Annotated in this window: 24 protein-coding genes and 1 pseudogene; 7 read left to right on the top strand and 18 right to left on the bottom strand. The window is 62.7% G+C overall.

The window, feature by feature from the left end; all coding sequences use genetic code 11:
- Positions 1-60: 60 nt before the first annotated feature.
- Entirely contained in the window at positions 61-1155 is a 1095-nt protein-coding gene (locus BM083_RS05065; RefSeq protein WP_089866588.1) for a CapA family protein, read from the bottom strand.
- A gap of 669 nt (positions 1156-1824) precedes the next feature.
- Between BM083_RS05065 and BM083_RS05055 the strand changes: the two genes are divergently transcribed.
- A complete protein-coding gene (locus tag BM083_RS05055) occupies positions 1825-2280 on the top strand; it encodes an NUDIX domain-containing protein (RefSeq protein WP_089866582.1) in 456 nt (151 codons plus the stop codon).
- 16 nt (positions 2281-2296) lie between these two features.
- On the opposite strand, the gene BM083_RS05050 is transcribed toward BM083_RS05055, so the two are convergent.
- The 3 genes from BM083_RS05050 to BM083_RS05040 all read right to left on the bottom strand — a co-directional run bounded on the left by BM083_RS05050 (position 2297) and on the right by BM083_RS05040 (position 5725).
- A complete protein-coding gene (locus tag BM083_RS05050; RefSeq protein ID WP_089866579.1) occupies positions 2297-3499 on the bottom strand; it encodes a M20 family metallopeptidase in 1203 nt (400 codons plus the stop codon).
- On the bottom strand, positions 3492-4895 hold the full coding sequence (locus BM083_RS05045) for an APC family permease (protein WP_089866575.1): 1404 nt from the start codon (positions 4893-4895) through the stop codon (positions 3492-3494). Before BM083_RS05045 ends, BM083_RS05050 begins: the two co-directional genes overlap by 8 nt.
- A 116-nt stretch (positions 4896-5011) precedes the next feature.
- The gene (locus tag BM083_RS05040) at positions 5012-5725 is read right to left on the bottom strand and encodes a helix-turn-helix domain-containing protein (RefSeq protein ID WP_089866572.1); all 714 of its coding nucleotides are present in this window, start codon (positions 5723-5725) and stop codon (positions 5012-5014) included.
- A 100-nt stretch (positions 5726-5825) separates the two neighbouring features.
- On the opposite strand from BM083_RS05040, the gene BM083_RS05035 reads away from it, so the two are divergent.
- Positions 5826-6875: an N-acetyltransferase DgcN family protein gene (locus BM083_RS05035; protein ID WP_089866569.1), complete on the top strand. Its 1050-nt coding sequence runs from the start codon at positions 5826-5828 to the stop codon at positions 6873-6875.
- Positions 6876-6915: 40 nt separating this feature from the next.
- Here BM083_RS05035 and BM083_RS05030 read toward each other — a convergent pair whose 3' ends face one another.
- Together BM083_RS05030 and BM083_RS05025 are read right to left on the bottom strand one after the other, a co-directional pair.
- Positions 6916-7998 (bottom strand): deoxyhypusine synthase, encoded by a 1083-nt coding sequence (locus BM083_RS05030; protein WP_089866566.1) that lies wholly within the window; start codon positions 7996-7998, stop codon positions 6916-6918.
- A 51-nt stretch (positions 7999-8049) separates the two neighbouring features.
- Positions 8050-8823, bottom strand: coding sequence for a Nif3-like dinuclear metal center hexameric protein (locus tag BM083_RS05025; RefSeq protein WP_089866563.1), 774 nt, complete (start codon positions 8821-8823; stop codon positions 8050-8052).
- Positions 8824-8911: 88 nt separating this feature from the next.
- Between BM083_RS05025 and BM083_RS05020 the strand changes: the two genes are divergently transcribed.
- Complete coding sequence (locus BM083_RS05020; protein ID WP_089866560.1) at positions 8912-10429, top strand: HTTM domain-containing protein; 1518 nt, start codon at positions 8912-8914, stop codon at positions 10427-10429.
- Positions 10430-10701: 272 nt separating this feature from the next.
- Here the strand turns inward: BM083_RS05020 and BM083_RS05015 are convergent, their stop codons facing one another.
- From BM083_RS05015 to BM083_RS04985, 7 genes are all read right to left on the bottom strand, one after another.
- Positions 10702-11535, bottom strand: a complete 834-nt coding sequence (locus tag BM083_RS05015; RefSeq protein WP_089866556.1) for an arginase family protein — start codon at positions 11533-11535, stop codon at positions 10702-10704.
- Positions 11536-11910: a translation initiation factor IF-5A gene (locus tag BM083_RS05010; protein ID WP_009375681.1), complete on the bottom strand. Its 375-nt coding sequence runs from the start codon at positions 11908-11910 to the stop codon at positions 11536-11538. It lies immediately after the preceding gene.
- Between the two features lie 62 nt (positions 11911-11972).
- The gene (locus BM083_RS05005; protein WP_089866552.1) at positions 11973-12359 is read right to left on the bottom strand and encodes a DUF5518 domain-containing protein; all 387 of its coding nucleotides are present in this window, start codon (positions 12357-12359) and stop codon (positions 11973-11975) included.
- 67 nt (positions 12360-12426) lie between these two features.
- On the bottom strand, positions 12427-13095 hold the full coding sequence (locus BM083_RS05000; protein WP_089866549.1) for a nitroreductase family protein: 669 nt from the start codon (positions 13093-13095) through the stop codon (positions 12427-12429).
- Positions 13096-13236: 141 nt separating this feature from the next.
- Positions 13237-13653, bottom strand: a complete 417-nt coding sequence (locus BM083_RS04995) for a universal stress protein (protein WP_089866546.1) — start codon at positions 13651-13653, stop codon at positions 13237-13239.
- Between the two features lie 53 nt (positions 13654-13706).
- A complete protein-coding gene (locus BM083_RS04990; RefSeq protein ID WP_089868375.1) occupies positions 13707-14723 on the bottom strand; it encodes an alcohol dehydrogenase catalytic domain-containing protein in 1017 nt (338 codons plus the stop codon).
- A gap of 335 nt (positions 14724-15058) precedes the next feature.
- Positions 15059-16915, bottom strand: coding sequence for an ATP-binding protein (locus tag BM083_RS04985; protein ID WP_089868372.1), 1857 nt, complete (start codon positions 16913-16915; stop codon positions 15059-15061).
- A 110-nt stretch (positions 16916-17025) separates the two neighbouring features.
- On the opposite strand from BM083_RS04985, the gene BM083_RS04980 reads away from it, so the two are divergent.
- Positions 17026-17370, top strand: coding sequence for a DUF7113 family protein (locus BM083_RS04980; RefSeq protein WP_009375700.1), 345 nt, complete (start codon positions 17026-17028; stop codon positions 17368-17370).
- Positions 17371-17664: 294 nt separating this feature from the next.
- On the opposite strand, the gene BM083_RS22750 is transcribed toward BM083_RS04980, so the two are convergent.
- Positions 17665-17865, bottom strand: a complete 201-nt coding sequence (locus BM083_RS22750; protein WP_143085681.1) for a hypothetical protein — start codon at positions 17863-17865, stop codon at positions 17665-17667.
- 350 nt (positions 17866-18215) lie between these two features.
- Between BM083_RS22750 and BM083_RS04975 the strand changes: the two genes are divergently transcribed.
- Entirely contained in the window at positions 18216-18608 is a 393-nt protein-coding gene (locus tag BM083_RS04975; RefSeq protein WP_089866543.1) for a putative toxin-antitoxin system toxin component, PIN family, read from the top strand.
- A 151-nt stretch (positions 18609-18759) separates the two neighbouring features.
- On the opposite strand, the gene BM083_RS04970 is transcribed toward BM083_RS04975, so the two are convergent.
- A complete protein-coding gene (locus BM083_RS04970) occupies positions 18760-19230 on the bottom strand; it encodes a hypothetical protein (RefSeq protein ID WP_089866540.1) in 471 nt (156 codons plus the stop codon).
- Between the two features lie 218 nt (positions 19231-19448).
- Here BM083_RS04970 and BM083_RS04965 point away from each other — a divergent pair, with 218 nt between their 5' ends.
- Both BM083_RS04965 and BM083_RS04960 read left to right on the top strand, forming a co-directional pair.
- Complete coding sequence (locus BM083_RS04965) at positions 19449-19733, top strand: ribbon-helix-helix domain-containing protein (RefSeq protein ID WP_009375702.1); 285 nt, start codon at positions 19449-19451, stop codon at positions 19731-19733.
- Positions 19726-20009: pseudogene (locus BM083_RS04960) on the top strand (type II toxin-antitoxin system RelE family toxin). The gene BM083_RS04965 and the pseudogene BM083_RS04960 overlap by 8 nt, the downstream one beginning before the upstream one ends.
- A 339-nt stretch (positions 20010-20348) precedes the next feature.
- On the opposite strand, the gene BM083_RS04955 reads toward BM083_RS04960, so the two are convergent.
- From BM083_RS04955 to BM083_RS04945, 3 genes are read right to left on the bottom strand one after another with little or no spacing between them, the layout of a single operon-like run.
- Positions 20349-21587, bottom strand: coding sequence for a DNA double-strand break repair nuclease NurA (locus BM083_RS04955; RefSeq protein ID WP_089866537.1), 1239 nt, complete (start codon positions 21585-21587; stop codon positions 20349-20351).
- A gap of 51 nt (positions 21588-21638) precedes the next feature.
- Entirely contained in the window at positions 21639-21887 is a 249-nt protein-coding gene (locus tag BM083_RS04950; RefSeq protein ID WP_089866534.1) for a DUF8066 domain-containing protein, read from the bottom strand.
- A gap of 48 nt (positions 21888-21935) precedes the next feature.
- Positions 21936-22172 carry a DUF8066 domain-containing protein gene (locus tag BM083_RS04945; protein WP_089866531.1) on the bottom strand — a complete coding sequence of 79 codons (237 nt, stop codon included), beginning with the start codon at positions 22170-22172 and terminating at the stop codon, positions 21936-21938.
- Positions 22173-22177 lie beyond the last annotated feature (5 nt).

Here is a 22177-nt window from a genome sequence, read left to right as displayed (position 1 = left end):
TAGAAAGCGGGCGGAGGCACTTGCTACGACAGCAGACGTTTGGGTGAGGAGAAACCGTCCTCAGCACGTCCCGAGTGGGATAGACAAGCCGTCGCCTCGGTGTTCGACGGTCGTTCCGAACGGGTTCGAGCGTTCGCGTATCGTCTCGCGTACCCAGGTGGCCGCCTCTCCGTCGGCCACGCTGGCCGCCTCGTCAGCTATTTGGATGGGCACGATGCGCAGTGTGTCGAGGTGTCCGTCGGTGACGACCAGTTCGAAGAGCGCGCTCCGCTTGTTGTGAAACCCCTCTTTGTGGATGTAGTCGTCGACGAAGTCGGCGGCGTCGTACAGTATCGGCCGTCCGCGATACACCTCCACACCCTGCAGTACGTGCGCACTGTGGCCGTGGACCACGTCGACGCCGTGGTCGACGAGCCAGTGAGCGAACGCCACCTGTGCGTCTGCCGGTGACGTCTCCCAGTTCGGCCCCCAGTAGAGCGAGGCAACCACGAGGTCCGGTGAGTGGGAGTTCGCGCGTTCGAGTGCGTCCAGCACTAACGCACGAGTCACCGGATTCGACCTCCGGAGCGATACGTAGGCGGTCCCTGGCCGCGTCTCGGTGGCGGCGTACGCCGGCGCTTGGTCGGTGAGCGCGATGGTCGCGACGGTCAACTCGCCGATGTCCGTGACGGCGGGTTCGAGCGCGGCGTCTCGATTCGGCCCGGCCCCGGCGTGTTCGATACCTGCCTCGGACAGGTGTGTCCGCGTATCCCTGAGTGCCGGTTCGCGGTAGTCGAGGACGTGGTTGTTCGCGAGCGAGACGACCGACGTACCCGCCGCCTGCAACGCTGGAACTGCGAAGGCCGGGTCCGCCCGGAAGTAGTACGTCTTGTTCGGCCAGCGCTCGCCCCGACTGGAGACACAGCACTCCAGATTCAACACGAGTCCGTCGAGCGCGCGGAGTCGCCCAAGCGTCGACCCCCAGACGCCCGACGAGTTCTCGCCGACCCACCGGTCGTTCACGTTTCGACCGAGCATCACGTCGCCGACGAAGCCGATACGAGCGTCTCCGGACCCGCCGACGGGACAGTCCGGACTCGTCTGTGTCGGTGCGCCGAGACAGCCAGCCAGTCCGGCGACACCGGCCGCAAGCAGTTCTCGGCGGGTTCTGCGCATGGTTCGGGAGGTTGGTGGGGGAGGACTTGAAGACTAGGTGGGGTGGTTTTAGGGACTGAACGGCTTGTATAGTAATAGACACCGTTACAACGAATCGCTTACACCCACGTCTCTTCGTTAGAAGTGTGAGCAACTGTGGTAATGTGAGAAGTCGAATGATAGTACTTACACTTGGGGTCGCAGACTCGAAAGGCCGTGTGAAATACCCACATGGAGTTGCCATTATCGTTTTACATCTGTTTCTTTCCTGTAAGGATGGGATTAGAAGACGTTCTCACAGCGATTATTCGGCACCCGTTTGAGAGCCTTATGACAGGCGTTCTCGTGTACGTTTTAATCCAAGCGTATGCGATTTTCCGGCCTCAAACGGAGGGACGTTGGGGAGCACTGATGGACCAAAACTTGGCTGCTGCACTCACGAGTATCGAGTTACTCGGTGTGATTGGGACAGTCGGGCTACTTGTACTGGTTGGCAGTTACGTCCTCGATGACTCGGGATTCTAACCATCGTGGATAGAAAGCGGGCCTCGGCACTCATAGGGCTCGTCACTACCGGGTGCCGAGTCCGGTTCGGAGCGGTGCCGTCGTCATCGGCCACTCGTCTCTCCAGCGGGAGCGGAGAAAAGTTCCCCGAACCCTTATTCTGTCCCCCTCAGTAGCCAGCGGTCCATGTCTGAGAGTGAGAGTTGGCGCGACATCCGCCCAGTGGTCCTCGGCGTCGTCCGCCGCGACGACGAACTGCTCGTCGCCGAGACGTACGACCCGACGGACGACGAGACGTTCTACCGACCCATCGGCGGCGGTATCGAGTTCGGCGAACCCGCCGAAGCGGCGCTCCGACGCGAGTTCCGCGAGGAGGTCGGATTAGAACTGGAGGGAGTCGAGTACCTCGAAACCGTCGAGAACATCTTCATCTTCGACGGAACGCGCGGCCACGAGTACGTCCTCCTCTTCGAGACGTCGCTCGTCGACGAGACAGTGTACGAACGCGAGGCGTTGACCGGCTACGAGGAGAGTATCGACGAGGAGTTCAGCGTCGTCTGGCAGTCGCTGTCGACGTTCGAGTCCGGCGAGGAAATCGTCTATCCGGAGGCAGTCGTCGATGTCGTAAAAGAGAGCGCCTGAACCGACGAGTCAGTCGTCAGTCCAGCAGTCGAACCGCCGCGTCGGCGATAATGTCTGCGACTTCGACGACTTCGTCGGTGTAGACGAACTCGCCCGCGCCGTGGATGTTCTCGCCGTCGGGACCGATGATGACCGTCGGTAGGTTCGCGCGGTCCCCGAGGTAGTTGAAGTCGCCGACGCTGGAGAAGTAGCCGTACTCGGGGTCGACGCCCGACACCGACCGGGTCGCGTCCGCGAGCGACGTGACGAGCGGGTGGTCCTCGTCGGTGACGTAGGGGCCGTAGAGGATGTCGTCGGCGGGTGCCTCGCGGAAGCCGATGTCGACGTCGCTCTCCAGTCCGAGTTGGTCGACGATGTCCTCGGCTTGCGTTCGAACGTCCTCCTGTGACTCGCCGATGACGACGTGGCGGTCGACCATCAGGTGGGCGCGTTCGGGGACCGAGAGCGTCTGGCCGCCGCCCTCGACGAAGAGCGGGCAGACCGACCCGCTGCCGAGTTTCGGGTGGTCACCGGTCTCCATCGCGTCGAGCGCCTCGGCCAGCCGTCCGGCCTCGACGACGGCGTTGACACCCGTCTCTGGCTGAGAGCCGTGGGCCGCCCGGCCGTGAACCGTGATGTCGTAGAGGAATCGCCCGCGAGCGCCGAGCAGGAGTGCCGGGTTGTCGAGGTCCTCTTGAGCGAGGATGGGACCGGGTTCGGTGACGATGGCCATGTCGCAGTCGTCGGTGAAGCCGTCTCGAATCAGGCGGTCGGTGCCGAGTCCGTACGGTCCCTCTTCGTCGACGACGACGGTGAGGAGTACGTCGCCCGCGAGTTCGAGGTCGGCGAGTGCGTCGAAGGCAGTCATGATGGAGGCGACACCGCCTTTCATGTCGCAGGCACCCTGTCCGTAGAGTTTCCCGTCTTCGATACGGCCCGAGCAGGGGTCTTCCTCCCAGTCCTCGACGAGTTGGACCGTGTCGACGTGGCCGTTCAAGAGCAGCGTCGGTGCGTCGGGGTCCGAGCCTTCGAGGCGGGCGACGACGTTGTCGCCCTCGTACTCGGTGATGTCGGGTTCCGAGACGTGGTGGTACTCCGGGTCGTGGCCGCGTTCGTCCAGCCAGTCGTAGACGAACTCGATGACCTCGTGTTCCTCGAAGTACGGACTCGGAATCCGAACGAGTTCCTGCAGGAGGTCGATGGTCTCGTCGGGGTCGACCGAGGGAGTCGACTCAGTCATCGTCGGTACCTCCGCGGACCGCAGGGTCGTACTCGTCGGAGGGAACTCCTGGGAGCGTGTCGAGGATTGCTTCGACGTCGTGGCCGCGCTGTTTGCCGAGGTACCAGTAGAGACTGAAGACGCCGATACCGACGAGAATCCACGGGACGTAGATGCTGAGCGAGCCTTTGTACGCCTCCGTCAGGAGCGCCGCCGCACCGAGCGCGCCGATGAGCGCGGTGACCCAGAGAACCACGCCCCCGTCGAATCCTGCCTGTTCGGAGAGGTCAGAACCGGTGACGAGGATGTAGAGTACCGTCAGCGAGACGGCACAGTAGGCGATGAGGTAGCTGAACGTCGCGATGCCGATGGCCTGGTCGAGACCCGAACTCCAGAAGGTGAGTCCGGACGCGACGAGATACAGCGTGATGAGCGACCAGTGGGGCGTCCCGAACCGCTGGCTGACCGCCGAGAACCGTTTCGGGAACACCTCGTCCCACGCCCACGAGTAGGGCATCTTGATGCCCGCGGCCATCACCGCGTGGACGCTCGACGCCGTCGCGAGCAGGCCACCGATGGCGACGACTGCCGTTCCAGTATCTCCGAGGAACACTTCTGCGGCCGTCGCCAGCGGGCGGGCAGAGTCCGCGAGGACGGTGTAGTCGCCGACGACGCCGTAGATGACAGCAGAGGTCCACACGTAGAGGAGGATGAGGATGGCCGTCCCGCCAGCCATCGCCAGTGGGAGGTTCCGCGAGGGGTTCTTCACCTCGGCACCCATCTGTCCAGCGACGGCGATGCCGATGTAGGCGTAGAACAGCGGGACTGCGGCGGCGAAAAAGCCGTCTGCACCGCCGGTGAAGAACGGTTGATAGTTCGCCGTGTCGATGCTCGCCGTTCCGGGGATGACGAGGACGAGAATCGAGAGGATGAGGAAGCCGAAGATGATGTTCTGCGAGATGCTGTACCCCTTCGACCCGACGAGGTTCACGAGAAAGAGGACGGTCAGGAGTCCGAATCCGGCGAGCGCTGGGTCGACCGAGGGGTAGAACACCTGTAGATAGCTACCGAATCCGAGTGCCAACACGGCGTCGGCGGCCATGTACCCTAGCCACTTCGACCACGTGACCAGAAACCCCGGCAGGCGGTTGTCGAACGTCCGCGAGACGTAAGCGTACGACCCCGCAGCGGCGGGGAAGATCGTCGCCATCCACCCGTAGTTGAGTGCGATGCTCATCGCGAGGAACCCCGAGAGGACGACGACGAGGATGACACTCGGCCCCGTCGTACTGCTGGCCGTTCCGAGCGTGACGAACAGTCCCGCCCCGAGCGTCCCGGCGACGACGGTACTTATCGCCCCGAACAGCCCGATATCCCGTGAGAGACTCCGACTGTCGTTGACCTGTTGTGATGACATGCTTTACCATATCACTAGTCCGTGGTATAGGTATCCTCCCTCATATATGAGGGAATCCTCGGAAAATATTTTAAATCACACACGAGAATGCAGACAGGATTGGTGTTCCATAGGAATCACAGAGAGTCAGTGACGTCACCGCCGAGCAGTTTCGATTCGGCCTTTCGAAGGTGTTCGAGCAACGTCGCCTTCGAGATACCGAGTTCGTCGGCGAGGTCACCTGCAGAGACCGCTCGCGGCCACTGGTAGTAGTCTCGTCGACGGGCGAGGTCGAACACCTCGCGCTGTCGCTCCGAGAGGTCGTCCGTCCGGAAGATGCCGGACCCGTTCTGCGGTGCCGTGATGAGGTCGACACGGATGTCGGCGTCTTTCTCTTCGGCAATCTCCGCGATTCGTTCGTGGACGGTACGGCGCGACCCTTGCACGAGGACGGTCCAGTACTCGCGGCCGCCCTGCATCCGGACCGGTTCGTCCGGGATGAACCCCCGCGAGACGAGTGCTTCGTTGATGCTGTTGTCGAGGTCGTAGCGGACGACGATACCGCGACTCGCCGACCCCGGAACCGACCCACCGTCGCCGTGTCCGTGACCGTCGTCCGTCTCCCAGACTGACTCGGTCAACGGCGACGCGCGAATCGCCGCCACGAGTTCGTCGAGAGCGTCGGTCGTGTCTGCATAGGCCGTAAAGCGCCCGTTCGCCACGCCGTCGATGGCGTGGACGCCGTGGCCGAGGAGTCCAGCATCGGTCGTACTGGTCACTTCGAGCGTCCAGCAGTTCGGATGCCAGATATCCAGACTCACCCGCACTCCTTCAGACTCCTCGTCGGCCATCACGTCCGCGAAGAACGGCGATGGACGTGTAAAAAGTTGTCTGCCCCCATCTATGAGAGGGTGCTGAGTTTTACACACGACGAGCGTGCTGGACAGTAGCATGGATCTACACGACGCGTTCGACGTCCCTGCGCCCGCCATCGTCCTCGCGGAGGGCGCTTTCGGGACGCCGCAGGGCAAGACCGCCAACGGTGTCGTCGCCCACGGCGAACTGTTCGACGTGCAGGCCGTCGTCGACTCGACGGCCGCAGGCGACGACGCGGCGACCGTTCTCGGCCGCGACGACGAGACACTCGCCGAGATTCCGGTCGTCGACTCTGTCGCCGAGGCGCTCGACCACGCCCCGACTGCCGAGGCACTCGTCCTCGGCGTCGCACCCGCCGGTGGTCAACTTCCAGAGGCGTGGGTCGAAGACCTCGAAACCGCCATGCGGGCGGGGTGTGACGTCGTCTCCGGGCTTCACACCTTCCTCTCGGAAGACGACCGTTGGTCGGCGTTCGCCGACGAGTGCGGCGTCCGCCTCTTCGACGTTCGGAAGCCACCGACCGGCGACGACCTGCGCGTCGCCGACGGCAGCGTCGACGAACTCGACACGCCGGTCGTCCTGACCGCTGGAACCGACTGTGCAGTCGGCAAGCGAACCACGACGTTCGAACTCTACCGCGCCGCTCAGCGCGCTGGAATCGACGCCGGATGGGTCGCCACCGGACAGACGGGCGTGATGGTCGGTGCAGACCGCGGCGTCGTCGTCGACCGAGTACCTGCGGACTTCGCCGCGGGCGTCGTCGAGTCGATGGTCTGCGCCGTCGCGGACGACCACGATATCGTTTTCGTCGAGGGACAGGGTGCGCTCTCGCACCGCGCCTACGGCGGCGTCTCGCTCGCGCTTCTGCACGGGTCGTGGCCGGACGCGGTGGTCCTCGTCGACGACCCGACTCGGGAGCGCCGCGACGACTTCGAGCAGTTCGCCGTCCCAGACGTCGACTCGGAGGCGGCACTGGTCGAGTCGCTCTCCGAGGCGACAATCGTCGGCATCTCGACGTGGGGTGACCCGGACGAAGAGAACTACTCGTATCCCGCCGCGAACGTCTACGACGAGGGGGGTCCAGAAGCGTTGCTCGACGAGGTGCAGAGCGCAGTACAACTATAGAGAGAACGAAGAGAGGAGCGCAGTAGCAGCGGCGCTGCGGTCAGTGCTCGGACTCTATCTTCTCACGCGCCGCCGCGACGATGAGCGGGAGCATGATAGTCGCGTCGCCGACGACGGTGGCGTTCCGGGCCTCTTTCTTCAACTTGCCCCACGAACGTGCCTCGTCGAGCGTCGCTCCCGACAACCCGCCGGTCGCCTCGGGGTCCATCGTAATCTGGACGGCGTAGTCGTACGCGCCGGGCGTGACGAGCATCGTCTGGAGCGTGAAGTTCTTCGGGACGCCGCCGCCGACGAGCATACACCCGGCGTTCTCGGCCTCGAACGCGAGGTCCGTCAACGGCGTCATGTCGGCCAGTGCGTCGAGCGAGAACTCCGAGGTCTGCGAGTACATCCACGCCTGCAGGCCGAGGACCGAATCCTGCACCGCCGGGCAGTAGATAGGCACGTCGTTCTCGTAGGCCGCGGCGGCGACGCCGGGGTCCTCGTCGACGTCTTCGGCCGCGTTGACCTCGCTGTTCGCCCGACCCAGTTCGCGGACGAACCGCTCGATGCTGACGGTCCCCTCCTCCTCCAACACCGGAAAGACCTCGTCACGGAGGTGACCCTCGAACAGCGCGAAGTGTTCCTGCGGGAGATAGACGTTGTAGATGCGGTCGACCTCCTCGTCGCGGAGTTGCTCGTCGTGGTCGCGAGCGCTCATACCGTCTTGGTGTTCCGCGCCGTGGTGGTGTTTGCCGCCGATAGCCTCGATAGCGTCGTGCGTCAGGTTCGCGCCCGTCGTGACGAGAGCGTCGATGTAGCCGTCGCGGATGAGGTCGGCGACGAGCGTCCGCATCCCCGTCGGCACCATCGCACCCGCCAGCGAGAAGAAGACGGTGCAATCCTCGTCGGCCAGCATCTCGGCGTAGATGTCTATCGCCTGGTGAACCTTCGCCGCGCCGATGCCAGCCTTGCCGTACTCGTCGCCCAGTTCGCCGACGCTCATCCCCGCCCAGACTTCGGTCTGGCCGAGTGGGTCGTGGTCGAACGCCTCGCGGTGTGGAGACTGGTAGTCGTCGTGGTCGTCGTAATCCTCGTACTCTCCCTCGTCGGCGTCGTACTCGTGGTCCTCGTGGTCGCTCATACCCACGATGCGCGGTGCCGAGATTTGAACGCGACGATACCGAGTTCGTCCTCAGAGTCCGGTCGGTTCGTCGATGTACGTCGTCTCCAGTCCCCACTCGTCGGCCTGCGCTTGGAGGGCTTGCACGCCGAACGTCTCCGTCGCGTAGTGTCCGGCGAGGACGACGTTGATTCCCGCCTCTTGTGCTTCGTGGAACACCTTCTGTTTCCCTTCGCCGGTGACCAGCACGTCCGCGCCGACGTCGATGGCTTCGTCGAGCCAGTCGACACCGCTGCCGGTGACGACGGCGATGTCTTCGACCATCTCGGGTCCGGCGTCGATGAGTCGGACACCCCGACCAGCCGTGTCGAGTTCGTCGTCTAACGCCGCGGTGAGGTCGTACACGGACGTCGGTTCCGCGGGGTGGCCGCGCTGACCGATGTGTTCGGGACCGAGCGAACCGAACGGTTCCCGTCCGTCCTCGGCGAGACCGAGTACGTCGGCGACGCCCGCCGCGTTGCCGAGCGTCTGGTGGCCGTCGAGCGGGAGATGCGAGACGTACAGTGAGACGTCGTTGCGGACGAGTGGAGCCATCCGGTCGAACTCACGCCCCGTCACGCGGTCGATGCCACCCCAGACGAGACCGTGGTGCGTCACGAGTGCGTCCGCCCCGACGGCGACGGCGCGGTCGATGGTCGAGACGGCGGCGTCGACGGCGAAGGCGACGTGGTCGACCGTCCCCTCGTCGGTACCAACCTGCAGGCCGTTCGGACTGGCGTCGACGTCGGCGTAGTCGTCGGTGCGGAGTTCCTCGTCGTAGCGGGCAAAGAGGTCACTTCGGTCCATGGACGGGATGTCGCACGGCGGTCGCTTGTAACCCCCGCTCCGCGCGGAGAACACAAACTATTCATCGTCGGCCGCGGCCACGAAACGTATGTCTCGCTCCGTCGGGCCGACAGTGCTCGCTCGCGGCCGCGAAGCGGTCGCTCGACGGGTCGGCGTCGACGTCCGCGCACTCGCCGTCTTCCGTTTCTCGCTCGGTCTCCTCCTCCTTCTCGATTTGCTCCTCCGGTCACGGAACCTCGTCGCGTTCTACACCGACGCCGGGACGCTCCCGCGGTCGCTGCTCGCCGCGGAGTATCCGACGTTCGCGGAACTCTCGCTCCACGCGCTCTCGGGTGTCGCGTGGTGGCAAGGGCTGTTGTTCGTCGTCGCCGGTGTCCTCGCGCTCTCGCTGCTCGTCGGCTACCGAACGAAGACGACGCTGCTCCTCTCGTGGCTCCTCCTCGTCTCGTTGCACGCGCGAAACCCACTCGTCCTCAACGGCGGCGACTCGCTCCTCCGTCGTCTGCTCTTCTGGGGACTGTTTCTCCCGCTCGGGCGTCGGTGGTCGCTCGATTCACTTCGTCGAGAGCGTCGAGAGGAGGCTGACCGCATCACCACGAATCGCGTCGCGACTGTCGCGTCGGCGGCACTGCTGACACAGGTCGTTCTCGTCTACGCGACGAACGCCATCATCAAACTCCGGGGGGAGTACTGGCGCGACGGGTCGGCTATCGTCCGCGTGTTCAGTCTCGACCAGATGGTCGTGTTCCTCGGTGACGTCCTCGCGGGGTATCCGGAAGTTCTCCACGTGTTCGGCGAGTTGTGGCTCGTCATGGTCGTCGCCTCGCCGCTCTTGCTCGTCCTCACCGGTCGAGCACGCGGGGCGTTCGCAGCGCTCTTCGTGGGGATGCATCTCGGGATGCTGTCGACGATGAAACTCGGTATCTTCCCGCTCGTCTCCGTCGTTGCACTCCTCGCCTTCTTCCCGCCGTCGCTCTGGCAGACAGTCGAATCACGTGTCGTCGACCCGCTCCGACGACGTGACCGAGTCGCTCGCGGGATGACTCGACTCGACGGTCTACTCCCGGCCGTCTCGACGGAGTCTGTGCACGCACGGGTCGGCCGTCTCAGGGCGCTGACCGCTCGACTCGTCCCGGCAGTCGTCACTGTCCTCTTGGCGCTCATCCTCGTCTGGAACGCCATGTCGGTGGGTGTCGTCGCCACGCCAGACGTCGTCGAGTCGAACGTCGAACCCGGACAGTTCACTTGGAACATGTTCGCACCCGGTCCGCTGAGCGTCGACGGCTGGTTCGTCGTCCCCGGCCGACTCGACTCCGGTGAGCGCGTCGACGCCTTCCGACGAGCGCCAGTAGACTGGGAGAAACCCGCCGACGTCGACAAGACGTACCCGAGCGCCCGCTGGCGGAAGTATCTGCAAGACGTGCGCTGGAGCGGCGACGACGACGTTCGCCGAGGCTTCGCGAGCTATCTCTGTCACCGTTGGAACACGAACCACGACGACGAGTTGCAGTCACTCACCGTCAGCTACGTCCAGCAACCGACACGTCTCGACGGCCCGGAACCGACAGAGCGGGTGACGCTCTTCGAACACACCTGCTCGGCGTAACTACTCGAAACCTCGACAGGTGCCCAGCAGGGTTTTCTGTTCGTCCGGAGTACTCGAGATTGCACTCGCGCCGTCTGGCGTGAGCCAACGAGAGGTGTCCACTATGGGTAAATTCCGCAAAGCGATGCACGCGTGGCGAAGTCTTCCACGAAAGACGCAGCGACGTATCAAGCGCAAAGGAAAACGCCTGCTCGGTCGGGGCAAGAACTAGCGAAAGCTGACCACACCGCTCGTTTTCTGCGAGAAGAGTCCGACACCGAGCGACGGCCGAACTACGACTGGTCGGCGTGTGAGAAGACGAACTCTCTGAGTAACTTCCCGGCGAGCGCCGCGGCTTGCCCGTCGTCTCGGTCGTTCACTTCGACGACGTCGAATCCTCGTACGTACGGAGCGACGGCGCGAACGACGTCACGCATCTCGCGTGGGGTCAGCCCGAACGGTTCCATCGTACCGGTTCCGGGGGCGAACGCCGGGTCGGCGGCATCGATGTCGACGCTCAGATAGACGCTCGTGTCGTCGCCGAAGTCGGGCGTCCACTCGCTCACCGCTTCTGGCGGAACGACGGTCACGTCGGCGGCGGCGGCGCGTTCCCACTCCTCTGGCGACCCGGTTCGGGCACCGAGGACGACCACCCCGTCGACAGTCGGCACGTCGCTCTCGCCGGGCCACCCGTCGAGGATGCGCCGCGTGACGGCGGCGTGGCTCCACGGATTCCCGTCGTAGTCGTCTCGCAAGTCGAGATGCGCGTCCAGACAGACGAACACGTCCGGGTCGACGGCGGCGACACCCGCAGCAGAGACGGTGTGTTCGCCGCCGACAGTGACGGGGACGGCGTCGTCCCAGACGACGTCGGTCAGCGTCCCGCGTAACCACTCGACGTAGTCGGGAGTGTCGTCCCACGCGCGGACGTCGCCCGCGTCGTGGACGTCGAGTTCAGAGAAGAACTGGTCGGTTCGATGGTCGTAGTCGTCGTACGTCTCGGCGAAGCGTCGAACCCGGTCCGGGCCGAAGCGCGTTCCGGGTTGGAACGACGTCGAGACGTCGAGTGGGGCGCCGACGACCACGTACTTCGCACTGCTGCGGTCGGCGGTCGCCCCGGGGAACATTTAGACGACCTTGCGCTGGCCTTCGTACTCGAGGTACTCGATTTCGTCCTCGGGCGTGAAGTCCTCGTCCTCGGGGATGCGCATCGTGAACGTTTCGTAGGTGTCGAGGTCCATGATCTGGGCGTCGGTTCCGGTGACGGAGACGACCTGTCCCTGCTTTCGCTCGATTATCGGGACCCAAATCTTCGCGTCGACTGGCTGGCTCAGACTGCGCTTCTTCCCGTCGAAGACGCCCTTACCCTCGACGCGAGCCTTGGCGCTGCCGTGTTTGCCTGGCTTCGCCGTGCTGTAGTGGTTAATCTTACACGCGGCGTCCTCCATGATGACGTAGCTACCTTCCTGGAGTTCGCGAACCTGCTTCTGCTCTTTAACCATGTCTGCGGTTTGTTCTGGTGGCGGTATAAACGGCACGAAACGTCGCGCTGAGCGGAACGTGGTCACTCGAGGTGACGACTCAGACGAGCGCGGAGCATCCCCACCAGTCCGCCGACGAGAGCGTTCGGTACGGTCACCCCGAGTCCGACCGCAGTGAACAGCGCCGCGAGACCGAGTTCCGGTACGAGCGGGTCGTACGGAACGAGGGCGACTGACCCCGTCGCGAGCGTGAGGTAGACTGCGACGGGAACGAGGACGACACCCCACGCGACACCGACGCCGAACCCGTAGCGTGCGCTGGGTCCCGCCCCATCGTCGACCAGCCATCCCGCGAGGGCGCTTCCGACGAGTCCACCGAGCAACGAGAGATGCCCCGAGAGGATGTAGACGAGGGTCTCGACGACGAGTGCGACCGACACACCGACTCCGAGCACGCGCCAACGAACCATCAGTTCGACTGGAAGAGTCGGGGACAGAAAAAGAACGGTGAGACGGTCGGTGCGGTTGACGGTCCCCTCAGTCGTCCGCCGAGGGTGTGGGGGATTCGGCTTCCGGGTCGAACGTCTCGTAGTGGACGATTTCGTCGACCGGACGGCGAAGTTTCCGTGGCTTCTCCTGGTCGGGTGCCTCTTCCGGTGCGTAGCCGAGCGTCACCAGCATGACCGGTTCGTAGCCCTCCTCGATGTCGAACTCGTCGACGAGTGCGTCGGCGTCGAACCCTTCCATCGGACAGGAGGCGACTCCCTCGTTCCAGGCGGCGTGCATCAGTGCCATCGCCGCCAGCGACGTACTTCGGGTGGTCCAGAGGCGGCGCTCTTCGTCGGGCATCGACGACATGTTCTCGACGACGCCGAGGAGGTTGTCGCGAACGTCCTCACTCGGGATGTAGCCCTTGTCGAGCCAGTCGTCGAAGACGCGGTCAGCGTGCGCCGACGGGTCCGTGTTGCCGAGGACGACGACGGTCGCAGCGGACTCACCGACGGTCTCCTGTCCGTTCGCGACTTCCTGCAGGCGTGTGAGGTTGTCGTCGTCGCGGACGACGAGGAACTCCCACGGCTGAAGGTCGAAACTCGACGGGGCGTAGCGGACCTGCTCGAAGATGGCTTCGAGCGTCTCGTCGTCGATGTCTTCGTCAGTGTACTGGTGGACGGAACGTCGTGTCTCGATGACTTCGTCGAACTCCATTACGTGGGCCAACGCCCCGTGTAAATAATACAGACACGCTCCCGGAGGACGTTTCCTCGTTACAAACGTCACCAGGTGACGAGAGTGTTACCAGAAACGTCTCCTACTCGACCAGTTTCCGACACATGTGTCACACGATGACTACCGAACGACGGTCGCAGGAACTGTCGCGTTGCGGACGACCGCCTCGGCGACACTCCCGAGGATGATTCGCGAGACGCCAGTTCGGCCGTGGCTCCCCATCACGATGTGGTCGAATCCGGCCTCTTCGGCCACTTCGACGATGGCCTGCGCGGGTCGACCGACTTCGGTCATCGTCGATACCGTCGCCCCCGGCGGTGTCGCCTCGGCGAGTAGTGTCTCGGAGTCGGCTTTCGCGTTCTCGAACCACTGTTCCGCCCCGCTCGGGACGCCAGCGCCCGGGGAAGAGGCCGCCTCGGCGGGGTTGATGACGTGGAGGAGTGTGAGTTCCGCGTCGGGCCACTCCGCGAGAGCGAACTCGATTGCCTGTGCCGACTGTGGAGAGCCGTCGATAGGGATGAGAATCCGCTTGGGCATAGGTGACAGTACGCAGGTAAACGATTAAAACGCGACGGCGGAAGTCCAGGCCGTCAGGCGCTCGGCGTGACGACGAGTTTCCCGACGCGCTCTCGGTCCTGCATCGCGGCGAACGCCGCTCCGGTCTCTTCGAGCGGGTACGTCTCGGCGACGGCGGGCGTGAACGTGCCACTCGAGACGAGGTCGACCAATCGTTCGAGGTCACGCTGGGTACCCATCGTACTTCCCTCGACGCGCTTGTGGCCGAGAAAGAGGTCGGGAACGTCGATTTCGGAGGTACCGCCAGCGGTTCGACCACAGACCAGCATCCGCCCGCCACGACGCATCACGTCGAGACCGACGGCGGTGTACGGGCCACCCAAGTGATTGAGGACTGCGTCCGGTTCGCCCACGTCGGCGACGGCCGAACGCATCGTATCGGGGTCGGTCACTTCCAGAGCGTGGTCGAGGCCGAGCGTCTCGACCTGTGCGAGTTTCGACGACGACGAGGAAGTGCCGACCGTTCGCGCGCCCATCGCGTTCGCCAACTGGACGCCCGCGACGCCGACGCCGCCCGTCGCGCCGGGGACGAACACGAGGTCGCCGGGACCGACGTCCGCCCGGCGGAGCATGTGGTAGGCCGTCATGTACGCCGTCGGCAGGGCGGCCGCGGTGGTGGTGTCGACGTCGTCGGGGAGCGCGACGAGTCGGTCAACCGAGACGACCGCCTGTTCGGCTAACCCGCCGTGGTAGAGCGAGAACTCCGCACAGAGGTTCTCGGGACCGTCGCGACAGAACCGACAGACGCCGCACGTCTCGTTCGGGCAGAGCACCACCCTGTCGCCGGGTTCGACGCTCGCGTCGTCGCCAACCGCGCGGACGACGCCCGCGACGTCGAGACCGCTGACGAACGGGAGGTCGGCGGCGTCGACCATCGCCGAGTCACCGTCGAGTATCCAGAGGTCGTGACGGTTGATGGCACACGCATCGACGTCGACGACGGCCTGTCCCTGTGCCGGTTCTGGGTCGGGTCGGTCGACGACGCTCACGCCGTCGGGACCGACGAGGTCGGTGAAGGCTGCAGCACGCATCGACTTCACTTCGGAACCCGACGTGATAGCGATGGTGCCCGTGTTGCTCACCACTGCCGCGACTGACTCCGTGTGTCGCGTCAGGGTCACTCGCTGTGGGTTAGTCAGAACACCGCCACGGCTGATTCGGTCGTCGCGGCGACGAGCGCCGCGGTCGCTCACCACTGCCGCGGCTGGCTTCGCGCGCCGCGTCAGGGTCACTCACCGTGTCGGGTCGAGCATATCGGCACGGCTGGAAATTCCGTGGCGACGAGCGCCACGGTGCTACTCACCGTGGGTAGTCAGAACACCGCCACGGCTGGTTCGTTTGTCGCGGCGACGAGCGCCGCGACTGCTCACTCGCCGTGTCGGGTTAGACACTTCGACAGCCCAATCAACTCCACCGGTTCGGAGTTATCGGGCGAGTAGACGACCATCTGGCCCTTCTCCATGTAGGGCACCTTGTTCGCCAACTTCTGCGGGATGTTGACCGACTTGATGGCGTCCTCGTCGCCGAGGTTGAGGATGACCTTCGTGTTCACCTGCTTGAACACCGGTTCGGCGATGTCTTGGGGGTCCTGCGTGATGAGAAAGAGTCCGAGACGTTCCTTTCGGCCCTGTTTCGCCGCCTCGGTGAACTTCGAGATGACCTTCCGGGCCTGCACGCTGTCGGCGTCGGTCAGGAAGTTGTGCGCCTCGTCCATCCCGACGACGAGCGGCGTCTCCTTGATGCGGTCGTGTTGTGGGCTGTTCGAGAGTTTCTCGTCGATGAGGAGACTCGACACCGCGAGGACGACGATTTCCGTGGCCCGAGAGTTGTTGATGTGGTAGGTCGGGACGACCGAGAGACCGCCGGGACGGACGAGGTCGTGGACGAGTTCCGTGATTGGGCGAGCGTCCTGGTCGAACACCTGATTCGCGGCCTTCGTCCGGGTCTTCCGCATCACGGCGTCGAACGTCGCCTCGTGAACTCGGCCGGACTCGTCAAGTTCCTCTCTGAGGGCGGGGTCGTCGAGGAAGTTCACGAATTGCCGGTACGTCCCCGAGTCACCGTAATCGCGGAAGAAGCGGTCCAAGAGGAGCGTCAGCGCGTTGTACTGGTTGTCGTTCAGGCTCGCACCGGCGACCAGCCACGGACGGCGCTTGACCATCGAGAAGGGGATGGTGAAAGAGACTTGTTCGGCGCGGTGGCCCGTGCCGGGGTAGGTCGACTTGTCGACTTCGGGCACCATCGCCACGGTGTCGTCGTGGCCGCCGTAGGCGACGCCCTCGCGTTCGAGGCGTCGGGCGAAATCTGCATCGAGGTCCGGGTTGCCGTCGTGCATCTGGGCGTACTCGTCCTGCGGGTCGAACTGGACGACGGCGGTCTGGACTTCGCGGCCGTCGTCCATCGCGTACGTGCGCTCCTCGGTCAGATACTGCCGGAGGATGTTCTTTGACCCGTGGGTCTTCCCCGACCCGGTGCCACCGGCGACGAGCGTGTGTCGGAAGACGAGTGGGTCGCCGTCGCGGTAGTCGTCTTTCAACCGGTAGTCGATAGTCGGCGGTTCGGCGGCGGTCCGAACTTTCTCGCCACCGACCGAGAGGTGGCCGAGGAACACACCCTCTTCGGGAATCTTCAGCCCCGTCTTTATCTGCTCGCTGTCGGTCGCTTCGGCGATGACGGACCCCGGTTTGGGGACGCGGTCGGTCATCCGTCGCTTCAACTCGCCACCTTCGCGGTAGAGCACCGCGACGGGTTCCAGCGACGCCATGAACTTGTAGTCGCGTTCCTCGAAGTCGTCCTGCCGCATGGCGCGGCGGGCGTGAATCTCCGTCGCGTCGTCGGTCTGGAACTCTTGGGCGTATTCGAGCGACGTGATTCGACAGAACAGCGTCTCGTCGTCCGGATACGGGACGAGGAGGTACTTCCCGAGACGAACCGACTCGCGGTTACCGGTCGTGACGAACGCGCGGAGTTCGGTCTCCTCGCCGTCTTCGGCGACGCGGAGTCCCTGTGAGACGGAGACGGTGCCGATACCGCGGTCCTGTCCAGCCGCCTCGGCGGCGAACCGCTCGAAACTGTCGCTCGTCTCGTCGGGCGCGTGGCTCGCCTGCGAGGTGGTTTCCTCACCGGATTCAGCGGTCTCGCCGCCGCCACCGCTCCCGCCACCAACGTCCTCGTCGGACCTCGTCTCTTCCGACGAAGGCTCGGTGAAATCTTCGAGTGTCATGTGGTGGGGCACGGAGTCGCTCATCAAGGGCCTTTCCCTCGCGTACACGAACGGTCACGAATCTGCGCCGCCGCACACGTCTTTTACGTCTCGGCCGCAAAGGAGAGGACATGTTGTTAGTTCGCGGTCACGGCGGCGGCACGGCGCTCACCGGGACGGTCTTCGAGCGCGGTGAGGAAGCGCCGTCGTACAAAGGTGCGCCCGACGAGGACGCGCCGTACGTCTGGGTCTGCGACGAGTTCTACGAAGTCGAGAGCGGCGGGTCCCCGATGGAGATAGACGGCCGCGACATCCGCGTCGCCTTCGACACACCGATGCCGCGCGGGTTCGAGACGAAAGAGAACGCGCTGAAGGCGGCGAAAGAACACATCCGCACGCAGTTCGCCCGTATCGGCGTCCCGGAGGACGACGTCGACATCGAGGTCATCAAGCAAAAGCCGGGGACGCCGACGTAATCGGGTTAGTTGCGTTCATCGCTCGTTTTCGTGGTAATTAGTGGAACCGTTTGTACTTTCCAACACCACAAGTATATAACCTGACAGAACTGGCGTGCTGGATATAGAGGGTGAGTCGGTCAGGCAATTACTCGTTTCACCGTGCTAAGGTCAGAAAGAGTTGTTTGACTTGACGACAGGTTTTGGTCACACGCTCTCACACAGACAATTGGTAGCATTGACGTTTGCCAAGTTCCCGACACAGTCCAACGGTATGATGTGTGAGGTAGCTAACGACGACGGGTACTCCGCGTCTCAGTCACGCAACTCTGAGAGAATGGATTTCCCAAAGATCGACAGGGTAAAGCCTGTAACGACGCCTGCGACGGCAGGGAGATTTCCCGAAATGATCCTTGGTTCCAGTAGGAACTCGACAGGAAGAAGCACAACGACGACAGCAACACCAACGACAAGCATTCCGATAAGTGCTGTACGTGTGGCTGACTCCCAACTCATGTGACACAGTGGCCTTTGAATCTACTTAATTTTACTCTAGTGCGAGTGAGCACAGAACAGAAAACTCACCGAACGCTGTCAGAAGTCGTGTGCAACACTCAGAGGGTGAGTTCAGCAGACAGATGTCAGTCTTGATGTGACTGGTGGAACGAATTCCCGGACAGAGAAAGCGATTTACACGCACGTCTGCAATTCCCGATAATGGGTAGCTACGCAACACCACCGAATTGGACTGATGAGTCGTCGGATGACGACCAACCTCGGCCACGACTCGGGGATCTGCTTTCAGGCCGACTTGCGGACGTAGACGTTGACTCGGTCGAAGCAGTACGTGACGAACGAAAACGAGAATGAAGGTCTTCGTCGATACAAACGTCTTCATCGCTAGTTTGACTGATGAACCGGGTCGTGGTGAGATTGCGACACAGTTGCTCAACGAAGATCACGATTTCTGTACATCCATTCTAAATCTCATGGAAATCCGGTCAGTAATGACGAAGAAGAAGCGCGTTGAGCAAGATCGCGTCGAGGCGGTGTTGTCGGACATCTACAGTAGCGTGGATATTTACGCGCCCGAAATCAGCGACCAGATTGCGGCGTATGAATTACAACGAGACAATCTCCTCTATACAATGGATTGTGTGCTGCTCGCATTAGCGAACGATGTTGATGCGACCATGGTTACCTTCGACGGAGAGTTGCTTGATCACGGTGGTGTTGCACCCGAAGAACTAATCGATTGAGCAGTACGGGCGAATTTCTGATGCAACCTCTCTAACTGTTGTTAGATATCGTGTGCTGAACGTAGAGGGTGTATGCAGCAGGTCGTTATTGATATCTTGGCTCGTTATCTACGAAGAAATCACGTGCCGGTGCATAGAATCACGATTATTCTCAATCGCTAACGTCAGAGAAGCAGTTGAACTCAACTGTGACGAAGTCGACGGTTTCGTCTGATGTGTTCAATGCGACGATCCGATATCGACCGTGGAATGGTCGATGACCGAGAGATTGCTCGTACAGGAGCTGTCCTTCGTTGACGCCGACTTTGTTCGCCATTACTCCGGCGTCGTCTGCCGATACTGGAATCGTGTACGCCAACTCATCCGCTGCATCGTACACTTCGAGTCTGTCGACATCGTTTTCTCGGACATCATCAACGGACAGTGGAACTGCAAGCCTCACGTTTCCGTCCTCAACCGTACCGCGAGCACCGTTGTCGAGAATGTCCCCATCTCCGCGAGCAAGGGCGCTCGTGTGACAATCAACCGTGTCGGAACCACCCGATCCCGAACCGCTACAACCGGCCATCCCGGCAACGGCTGCGCTACCGACGGCAGCCAGTACTTTTCGTCTGGAGGGCATACAAAATTCCAGTCATCTAATACGAAAGTCATTTCGTTTACAACACTCTGGAACGTTTGATTCGCGTATTATCTCCTGCAAGATATGCGCTCTGTATTCAGCACGACCACAGAAATCTACTCAGGCTCTGTCACTAGTGGCGTGCAACACTCAGAGGTGTATACAGCAGATAGCAACCCGCCGAAATAGATTTAGTAAGACAGTCGTAATACTGGCGTATGTCTGAAGCAACCACGGGGTCAAACGGTGATGACGAAATCGTCACGGTGAATTTCAAAGTCACACAGTCGTTTCTCGACAAAATAGACAGCACATGGCAAGGACGTGGGTTCAACAGCCGAAGCGAATTCATCCGCTACACCCTCCGGGACGCAACCGAATTCCCGACGTTCGACCGTGATGAACTCATCGCTCTCCTCCAAGCAGAGGAGGACATTCGTGAAGGACGGACGATGAGTGCCGACGATGCCCGCGAGCAGTTCGGAACGGACAGCGATGAGTGAGGGGGACTGGACGTGGGAACTCACATCAACAGCACAGGACGGCCTTTCGGCTCTTTCTCCATCTGAGCAAGAGCGGATACTGAACAAACTCGACGAGATCATCGACTCGCCGTGGCGAGATCCACCGGACTATGGCGAACCGCTCCAGAACAGTCCGCACAGGAAGGTACGTATCGGTGAGTCCGTTTAGCTGTGACCTTCCGTCAATCCGAACAACGGATGGTTGTTGCTCGAATCAAGCGTCGTGGTGGAGCGTACACTGCCGACGACGATTGAGGTTCTTTGCTGGACGAAATCTCTGGTCGACTTGTGTCCTCTATTCGGCTCTGTAGCTTCGCTAGACTGCGCTGCAATTGGTGGAAAGTGGGCCCAAAACAGTCAGTAGAGAGACTCGTTCGTCAAATCAACCGGAGTCTCTCGGTTTGTGCGAAAAACAAAGGAACGAACGGTCGGTACTGGCAAAAGATTCACGAGATTTACTGTGAGAACATCGGCTGAAATATAGCCAAATTGGCCGCAGTCTAGCGAAGCTACAGAGCCCTCTATTCAGCACGATGATCCTGGCAACAAACAGACACTACACGCACTGAACGTCTGAACTCTTCTGCGACTCTCTCAGTACTCTTCGCCCCACCGAGCGTCGTCGTACGACTTGATGGACTCGGTGTCGAAGTGGTCTTCCAGTTTTCGGCGCAGTGCGGTCTTCTCTCGTACGCCGACGCGGGCGAGTTCGTCGGCTTTGTCGATGGCTTCCGGTGGGCCGCGAGCGACGGCGACGTCGCGAAGCACCTGTGTCGTCAGTGCCTGCCGAATCTCGGGGTCTTTGGTGAACGCGTAGGGCGCTTCGACGCGGTAGAGCAGGTCACGGCGTGGGTCGTAGACGACGAAGAACGTCACCTCGTACTGCTTGGGGTCGAGTTCTCGCTCCACACCGAGGGCGTCGCCGTCCTCGGCGAGCGTCCGGTCCGAACCACCGCGCGAGACGAACCACGAGGTGAAGGTGAGGTCGTCGGTCAGTCGCTCACCCTCCTCGCGGCGTTCGAGGAGTCGCGTGAACAGTGCCGTGTCGTTGGCCCACGGGGCGTCGGACCCCTTGTCACGGACGGTCTGTGTGATGAGTTTCGCCGAGGGATTCTTGATGAACCCGGCGAGCGGAACGTCCTTCTCGACGAACGTCTCGACGAGTCGGACGTAGTTCTCGACGATGCTCCGGGGTTTGGCCTCCCGAGCGAGTTCACCCAGTTCGGCGTCGCGGTCCTGCCAGTTCAGGAGCTCTTTGGGGTACAGTGGCCCGTCGAGCAGGAGTAAATTCTCGACGGTGTTGGCGTGGACCAGGGCGTGTTCGCTCTCGGCGAGATAGAGCGAGAGCGCGTGGACGACGCCCTCGGCGAACCGCGAGACGCGGGGAGCGTGGAGGACGCGACGACGGCCGTAGCCGTCGTCGTAGTGAATCCAGTCTTCGGGGAAGTGCGCGGTGGCGTCGTTGGAGTGAACTGTCGCGACGAGACTCCGCGAGCGATGTAAGTCGAGGTCCGTCGGCACGCAGGCCATCGCCGCCTGCGCGACGTCGAGAACGAGGCCGTTCTTGAACGTCGTCGGGTTGATGGTCCCCGAATCGAGGCCGTGAACCGTCGGAAACGGCGTCTCCACGAGCGCGACGTCGTCGATGGCGGCCGCCTGTAACCGCTGCTCACCGAGTGGTTCGACGACCTTCCTGCCGCTCCGATGCAACGGGTCGAGCCAGTCGGACCAGACCGTCTGGGCGAAACCGTCGTGGTCGCTGTCGTCGACGCCGTCGGCGATGGCGTTCGCCAGTCGCGCGATGCCGTCGACGTGGACGGGGTCGAGAGTCATTGTGAGGTGAGGGGGACGGGGCGGCTAAAAGGGTGGGGATGGCGGTCGGTTTCAGTCCTCGTCGTCAGTGACGGGTCGGGTCGCTGCGAGCGACTCCGTCGCGTCGGCGATACGCTCTGTGGCCCGCACGAGTCGCCAGAGGAGCCACAGAAGGAGAATCGAGACGAGAAACGAGAGAAGCGCCGCCGTGCCGGGAATGTTGACCAAGAGGGCGAGACCACCGACGACGACCACGACTAGCACGACGAGAACGAGACGTTCGGTCAGTGTGAGCGGGAACACACTCGTCTTCGAGGACATATACGAACAGACTGCTGGCGCGACGAAGTAGCTTGCTCTGCACAGAACTCAGTCGTCGAACCCCTCGTACGACTGTGCTTCGGCCGCGTCGGCGATACGTTCCAGCGCACGGACACCTCGCCAGAGCAACCACAGTACGAACGCGGCGACGCCGAGGTAGACGAGGAGGAAGAGACTACTGAACAGGCTAAAGACGCCGAAACCGGAGACGACGAGGAGGAGAAAGACGAGGGCGATGGCGATACTGGCGGCGGGATGCTGGAGAGCGTCGACGACGGAGGGCATATATC

The sequence above is a fragment of the Halogranum rubrum genome, from assembly GCF_900114455.1.
In the GTDB taxonomy this organism is placed as follows: Archaea; Halobacteriota; Halobacteria; order Halobacteriales; family Haloferacaceae; genus Halogranum; species Halogranum rubrum.
Note: the sequence above shows the minus strand (reverse complement) of the source record. Positions and strands in the feature narration are given on the sequence as shown.